This window comes from Synechocystis sp. LEGE 06083, from assembly GCF_015207725.1.
In the GTDB taxonomy this organism is placed as follows: domain Bacteria; phylum Cyanobacteriota; class Cyanobacteriia; order Cyanobacteriales; family Microcystaceae; genus Synechocystis; species Synechocystis salina.
Genome location: NZ_JADEWJ010000267.1, coordinates 1 through 5,398 on the forward strand (window position 1 = coordinate 1; position 5,398 = coordinate 5,398).

6 protein-coding genes and 1 pseudogene are annotated in these 5,398 nt (G+C 48.4%); 3 read left to right on the forward strand and 4 right to left on the reverse strand.

The features are described 5' to 3' along the window. Window positions 1–96: 96 nt before the first annotated feature. Complete coding sequence (locus IQ219_RS16390; protein ID WP_194073313.1) at window positions 97–327, forward strand: HypC/HybG/HupF family hydrogenase formation chaperone; 231 nt, start codon at window positions 97–99, stop codon at window positions 325–327. A gap of 65 nt (window positions 328–392) precedes the next feature. Next, window positions 393–1,022 (forward strand): Vat family streptogramin A O-acetyltransferase, encoded by a 630-nt coding sequence (locus tag IQ219_RS16395; RefSeq protein ID WP_194073314.1) that lies wholly within the window; start codon window positions 393–395, stop codon window positions 1,020–1,022. Between the two features lie 136 nt (window positions 1,023–1,158). On the opposite strand, the gene IQ219_RS16400 is transcribed toward IQ219_RS16395, so the two are convergent. The 3 genes from IQ219_RS16400 to IQ219_RS16410 form a co-directional block, all read right to left on the reverse strand. Next, window positions 1,159–1,761: a GUN4 domain-containing protein gene (locus tag IQ219_RS16400; RefSeq protein WP_190596554.1), complete on the reverse strand. Its 603-nt coding sequence runs from the start codon at window positions 1,759–1,761 to the stop codon at window positions 1,159–1,161. Between the two features lie 69 nt (window positions 1,762–1,830). After that, window positions 1,831–2,151: a hypothetical protein gene (locus IQ219_RS16405; RefSeq protein ID WP_162328734.1), complete on the reverse strand. Its 321-nt coding sequence runs from the start codon at window positions 2,149–2,151 to the stop codon at window positions 1,831–1,833. 382 nt (window positions 2,152–2,533) lie between these two features. Beyond that, a complete protein-coding gene (locus IQ219_RS16410; RefSeq protein ID WP_194073315.1) occupies window positions 2,534–3,046 on the reverse strand; it encodes a tetratricopeptide repeat protein in 513 nt (170 codons plus the stop codon). A gap of 133 nt (window positions 3,047–3,179) precedes the next feature. Between IQ219_RS16410 and IQ219_RS16415 the strand changes: the two genes are divergently transcribed. Beyond that, window positions 3,180–4,781 carry a B12-binding domain-containing radical SAM protein gene (locus IQ219_RS16415; RefSeq protein WP_194073316.1) on the forward strand — a complete coding sequence of 534 codons (1,602 nt, stop codon included), beginning with the start codon at window positions 3,180–3,182 and terminating at the stop codon, window positions 4,779–4,781. 94 nt (window positions 4,782–4,875) lie between these two features. On the opposite strand, the pseudogene IQ219_RS16420 reads toward IQ219_RS16415, so the two are convergent. Then, window positions 4,876–5,398 (reverse strand): annotated as a pseudogene (locus tag IQ219_RS16420) (hypothetical protein); the annotation flags it as partial.

A 5,398-nucleotide genomic window follows, 5' to 3' on the forward strand; every position in this document is an offset into this window, starting at 1 on the left:
CTTTGCTGTTGGGTTAAAGTTAAGACCATGGCCTAGGTTTGGTTTATCCCAAGGCTCTGCTGACTTATTTGCGACTACTCCTTCTCCCTTTTCCCCATGTGTCTAGCCTTACCCGGCCAGGTTGTCAGTTTAATTCCCCATCCTGATCCCCTCTTGCTGGCGGGAAAAGTTAGTTTTGGTGGCATCATTAAAACCGTTAGCCTCGCCTACGTGCCTGAAGTTAAGGTGGGGGATTACGTCATTGTCCATGTCGGCTTTGCCATTAGCATTGTGGATGAAGTCGCCGCCCAGGAAACCTTGGCTGATTTGGCGGCAATGGAAATCTAATATCCGGGGTAACAAAACAAATAGTCAATTAGTCGATGCTATAGAACTTTTGGGAGTCAAAAGTAATGTACGGGCCAGACCCCAAAAACAAGCACCCCATGGTGGGGTTTCCCCAGGTTTGTTTTATTAAAAATACGGTTTCTAATCCCAATATCATCATTGGAGACTACACCTATTACGATGATCCCGAAGATTCAGAAAATTTTGAGCGCAATGTTCTTTACCATTTTCCCTTCGTTGGCGATCGCCTAATTATTGGCAAGTTCTGCGCCTTAGCCAGGGGCGTAAAATTTATTATGAATGGGGCTAACCATGCCATGGAAGGGTTTTCCACCTATCCCTTTGCAATTTTTGCCAATGGTTGGCAAACGGTGGCACCAGAGGAAGAACCGCCCCACAAAGGGGATACGGTCATTGGCAACGACGTCTGGATCGGCTATAAAACAGTGATTATGCCAGGGGTACAGGTAGGAGACGGGGCCATTATTGCCGCCAAATCCGTTGTTACCAAGGACGTTTTGCCCTACACCGTTGTGGGGGGAAATCCCGCCCGCTTGCTCCGTCAACGCTTCACAGACGAAGTGATTGACGCCTTGCTAGTGATTGCTTGGTGGCATTGGGACATTGGCAAAATTACCCGCAATCTCGATAAAATTGTCGCCGCTGACATTGAAGCCCTAAGAACTTGTATTTAGGCAAACCTGCCCGTAAATTTTGGCAAAATGAGATAACCTCCAGCCTTATTCAGTAAAGCAATTCCACAAGTAAGGTAAAACTTGGCGATCGCCGTTTTCCTCCCAACTGCAAAATAGATAGGGCCAAATTCTTGACCTAACCGTTACATTCAAACAAACGAATGAAGAAAAAAGTCACCATTTTTAAGCCATAGGGAGACTTCCACCAAATCGCCGGGAAGCTACCCACTGGAGCGTTGAGGGAAAAATCCCATTGGTCATATTCCTCAAAACGAAGCTTTCCTTCCTGCACCCAACCCACTTCTTGGGCAAAGGCACCCATCACTTTGCGGTCTTGGGTCCGGAGAGTATCAGTGTTACCGCCTACTTTTTGATAAGCTTCCAATTGACGGCTAAAACCGAAGCGATCATCGCTATAGGTCCGCCACAGGCGATCAATTACCGTTAAAACCGTACAGGGCAGAGCAGACAAAGTTTCTGGGCTCAGATTATCCCGATTACGATTGAGGGTTTCGAGGATAATGCGGGTGGTTTCGTGGTCTGCCCTTTTGAAGTCCTTGGCCATCAAACATTCCTGTAACTTGCCATAGCGCTCAATGTCTGGGATTAAGGTCAGTTTGCTTTCCAGGTTTTCCACCCGTTGGCTGAGGCTCTGGACTTGGCTAGCCAAATTCTGACATTGGTGGGCCAGTTCGGCATAATTCTGCTCATTAGAGTCTGGGATGATGGAATCGGCCATAAATGTTGCTTAGTCACTCCAATCAGAGTGTTTGATATTGCAGGCAATGGACTAATTTTCTCAAATTTCTCAGATTTCTTCCATTTCCAAACGCCCTGCCGTCACCGCATCAAAGGCAAAGGCCAATACTACAGGCATGGGATTTCTGAGCAAAAAAGCAGAACCGATCGCCAAAGCAGAAACGGCTACAGCGGCGGTTAACCAAGCTTTTTCCTCTTCGCAAAGACCTTTTTCTAGTTTAATGGCACGGAGAATTTTGCCAGGAATTGGCTCCGGCATGACAGCTCCAGGGGGAAAAGCCCAATAGTAATTGAGTCTTTCCATGAACAAATCTGTCCAACCGTTGGCTTCACACCATTCTTCAATCCAAGCGTCACAAAAATGTCTCATTTTTAGGTATTTATGCTTACCTTATACTCAACAGAAAAGCCACCATGGGACTAGAAACCCGGCTTTCCCGCCATCTTAGCAAGGGTATTTGGAGGGAAAGGAAAATGCCATAAAACTTAACTTTGTTTAACTCAAGTTAATGGTCTGGAAACCAGGACAGCTCTGCAAACTGCTTTAAAAAGGCCCCACTCAAATCAACAGAAAAATTGCCGAAATCCCTTGAAATTAGGACGTTGGTAGGAGTAATTAAAAGTTTATCCACGGGCTTGAGAACCTGTTGGGGAAATTGAGTTCTGGCAATCAAATCTCCCTAACTCTCCTTGACAATAGTGTTTTAATCTTCCCTAGCTCTTCTTGGTAAGCGAAAAAATCTTGAGGTCAATTAAGGATTACCGCGCCATGTTTGTAATTGTTCCCAGGTTTCCCGTTGGCTAACAATATTTTCCTGGGCGGAGAAAAGGGCCAAGGCCGTTTCCATGTCAGCCATGGCTTGGCTTTGATCGCCTAATTGCCAATAAATTTTTCCCCTGGCTTTGTAGGCCTCCGCCAATTGGGGGTTTAGGGCAATGGCCTGGCTATGGTCGGCGATCGCCCCTTGGTAATCAGCTATCCTGGCCCTGGCAATACCCCGATTAAAATAGGCATCGGCATAGCTTGGATCCAGCAGAATTAACTCCGTAAAAATGGCGATCGCCCCCCGGTAGTTTTTTTTGATGCCCTCATCCATGCCATCAATTAGCCTTTCCTCCAGGGGATGGTCACCCATCAAGGGTAGGGAACGATCACTGTCCACCATGTCTTGGCCCGGCAGGGGCAGGGGAAAAACCAATGACAATGCTCCCACCACAGCGACGGAGAAGAGGGAGCGGCCTAGGCAATAACCATGGTTAACCATAGGATTTATCTATGCCAACAGTCTGGCTTTCGGGTACTTCCTGGCGAGGGTGTGCTAGCTTTAGCTAAAGTTAACCCCATACCTAATCAATTTCTAGATTTTTTTAACATAAATCTTCCCTTAGCGAGAAGCCATGCGCGCCCTATTAATCTATCCGTTGTTTCCCCCTACTTTCTGGTCCTACGAGAAAATTCTGGAGCTAGTGGGTCGGAAGGTTTTATTACCTCCCCTCGGGTTGATCACCGTGGCGGGTATTCTCCCCCAGGAATGGGAGTTTAAGCTGGTGGACCGCAATGTCCGCAATGTAAGAGAAGATGAGTGGGACTGGGCAGACGTGGTCATCATCTCCGGCATGATCGTGCAACGGGATGACATGGTGGAAAATATCAAAGCCGCCAAAGCCCACGGAAAATTGGTAGCCGTGGGGGGGCCCTTTGCGACTTCGGTGCCCGATGAAGTAAAAAATGCCGGGGCGGATTTTCTGATTTTGGATGAGGGGGAAATAACCCTACCCATGTTCGTAGAGGCCCTAGAGCGGGGAGAACGCCAAGGCATTATCCGGGCGGAAGAAAAACCCGATGTCACCACCACCCCCATTCCCCGTTACGACCTGTTGGAATTGGACGCCTATGATTCCATGTCGGTGCAGTTTTCTCGGGGTTGCCCCTTCCAGTGTGAATTCTGCGACATCATTGTGCTCTACGGTCGCAAGCCCCGCACCAAAGACCCGGCCCAGCTACTTAAGGAATTGGATTATCTTTATGAGTTGGGTTGGCGGCGATCGGTGTTTATGGTGGATGACAACTTCATCGGCAATAAGCGCAATGTGAAATTACTGCTGAAGGAACTCAAGGTTTGGCAGGCGGAGCATAAATATCCTTTCCGTTTCAACACTGAAGCTTCCATTGACTTGGCCGATGACCAAGAAATGATGGATTTAATGGTGGAATGTTACTTTGATGCGGTGTTCCTCGGTATAGAAACCCCCGACGAAGAAAGCTTGGAGTTCACCAAAAAATTCCAAAATACCCGTAATTCCCTGGCGGATTCCGTCGATAAAATCATCAAGGCTGGTCTGCGACCCATGGCAGGCTTCATCATTGGCTTTGATGGGGAAAAACAGGGCGCTGGCGATCGCATTGTCCGCTTTGCCGAACAGACTGCCATTCCCACCACCACCTTTGCCATGCTCCAGGCTTTGCCCAATACTGCGCTGTGGCACCGACTGAAACGGGAAAATCGTCTGCTGGATGAGAGCAAGGGCAATATTAACCAGACTACGTTAATGAACTTTGTTCCCACCCGGCCCCTGGAGGACATTGCCAATGAATACGTAGAAGCCTTTTGGGAGTTATATGATCCCCACGGTTATCTAGACCGCAACTACCGTTGTTTCCTCAAATTGGGTGCGCCTAAATGTAAAGCCCCAGCTAAGTTGCCCAGTTTAATTGATCTGAAAGCTTTGGCGATCGTGGTCTGGCGGCAAGGCTTTAAACGGGATACCCGGTGGCGTTTTTGGCACCATGCCTTTGGTATTCTTCGCCATAACCCAGCCGTGTTTGAGCATTACATCACCCTCTGCGCCCATAACGAACATTTCATGCAATATCGGGAAATTGTCCGACAAGAAATTGGCGAACAGTTAAAGGATTACCTTAACAACCAGCAACAGGAACAAGTCGTTCCTTCCCTTGTGACAACGGCAGAAAAAGGGGAAAAAGTTTTGGCAAGTTAGTTCTTCCGCTCTGTCTAAAATACACAGCAAGCAATATAGACCTAGTATCCAATGGCAACCGATGGAGATACTAGGTTTTTTCTGCTCATTTCCTTTATGGGGTGGGCTGTTGTTCCAAATAAGCTAAAAATTCAATCAACTGTTCATCGGACAGTAACTGGCGGGATCGTTTGCCGTAGGTTTGCAGCAGATAATTGCGTCCCTGTTCACTGGTCCAGCCCAATCGTTTGAGCTCTAAGTTACTGCGGGCAATAATTTCGGAAAAGTCCATGGGGCCTTCGGGCAAATCCGTTGCTCCTGCGCTGGCCATGGCGGGCTCAGAAGGCTCTGGTTCGGTTTCTACAGGCAGAGGTAGAGGTAATTCAGGAGTCTCCGGCGATTGCTTGGGGGCAAAGTCAAGTTGGGGTTCAGGGTCAACGGGAGGATGCTCTTCCGGTTGCTCAAAGGAAGTATTTGCCATTGCCGGGGGCGGGGCCGGTTCTTCCAAGGGTAATACTGGGTCGGGGCTAGGGGGAAAGGAAACGACTGGACTGGTTACAGTTTGGGCCGGAGCGGCGATCGCCTCTAAGACCGGAGGTTTAGCGGGGACAGGGGCAGGGGCAACAGTTTTACTGCTC

Coding starts and splice junctions, on each gene's coding strand:
- IQ219_RS16415 (WP_194073316.1), top strand. CDS start 3,180: ATGCGCGCCCTATTAATCTATCCGTTGTTTCCCCCTACTTTCTGGTCC.
- IQ219_RS16410 (WP_194073315.1), bottom strand. CDS start 3,046: ATGGTTAACCATGGTTATTGCCTAGGCCGCTCCCTCTTCTCCGTCGCT.
- IQ219_RS16400 (WP_190596554.1), bottom strand. CDS start 1,761: ATGGCCGATTCCATCATCCCAGACTCTAATGAGCAGAATTATGCCGAA.
- IQ219_RS16405 (WP_162328734.1), bottom strand. CDS start 2,151: ATGAGACATTTTTGTGACGCTTGGATTGAAGAATGGTGTGAAGCCAAC.
- IQ219_RS16395 (WP_194073314.1), top strand. CDS start 393: ATGTACGGGCCAGACCCCAAAAACAAGCACCCCATGGTGGGGTTTCCC.
- IQ219_RS16390 (WP_194073313.1), top strand. CDS start 97: ATGTGTCTAGCCTTACCCGGCCAGGTTGTCAGTTTAATTCCCCATCCT.